This window comes from Parendozoicomonas verongulae, assembly GCF_009711465.1.
Taxonomy (GTDB): Bacteria; Pseudomonadota; Gammaproteobacteria; order Pseudomonadales; family Endozoicomonadaceae; genus Sansalvadorimonas; species Sansalvadorimonas verongulae.
On the sequence record NZ_SMME01000427.1, the window covers coordinates 1 to 832 of the forward strand.

At 55.4% G+C, this 832-nt stretch carries 1 protein-coding gene; it reads left to right on the forward strand.

Going from position 1 to position 832, the window contains the following annotated elements; translation table 11 throughout:
* Window positions 1–115 precede the first annotated feature (115 nt).
* Window positions 116–832, forward strand: a 717-nt coding sequence (locus tag E1189_RS00895; RefSeq protein WP_155158240.1) for a hypothetical protein, incomplete at its 3' end; no start/stop codon positions are given.

Consider the following 832-nt stretch of genomic DNA (forward strand, 5'->3'; position numbering starts at 1 on the left):
TGAAAGTGGCGCAGGCTCTTTAACGAACAACAACAATAAGAATCTCCTGCAAGCGCACTCGCCACCACTCCGTAAGGGCTGGTGGCTTTTTTTTCACGGCTCAAGGGATTGAGACATGGCACGTAACCAAGTCCTGAATATCGTCATCCGGGCCAGGGATCTGGCCAAGGGGACACTGCAAAAGGTCGGCACCCAGCTTCGGGATGTGGGCCGTAATGCAGACACGACCAAGGGGTCTTTTAACCGACTGGATAAAGAGTCCGAGGCGCTGAAGACCCGCCTCAAAACCCTCGAGCAGCAGTCCCGCCTGCTGACGGCGTTCAAATCCCAGTCGGAGGCCGTGCAGAAGGCAGGGCGTGCATACCGGGAGGCAAAGTTAAAGGTTGAGCAGCTGGCAAGGGAGCAGTCCGAAGCCAGCAAGCCGACCAAAAAGCTGCAGAAGGAACTGGCCTCAGCCCGTAAAACAGTCTCTTCGTTATCCACACAGTTTCAAGACCAGAAAAAGAAACTGACGGGCCTGCGTGGTGAACTGCAGAAGAATGGCTTATCGAATCGTGAGCTCAATCAGCAGCAAAAGAGACTGCAGACGGAGCTGAAGGCCACAACGACATCACTGGATCGACTACAGCGCAAGGCCAGCAGGTCGCGCTCGATCTTCAGTCGCATGGGCTTTTCGAGAATGGCTCTCAATGCAGGCGTGGCAGAAAAGGGCATTGCACGGCTTGATAACCGCATCCGTAACCTCCTGCTGACTGCCGGTGGTTTCTATGCCCTGAAGCGAGCCATGCAAGGTGTGCTCGGAGTTGGCGACAAATACGAACGCCTCGCCATC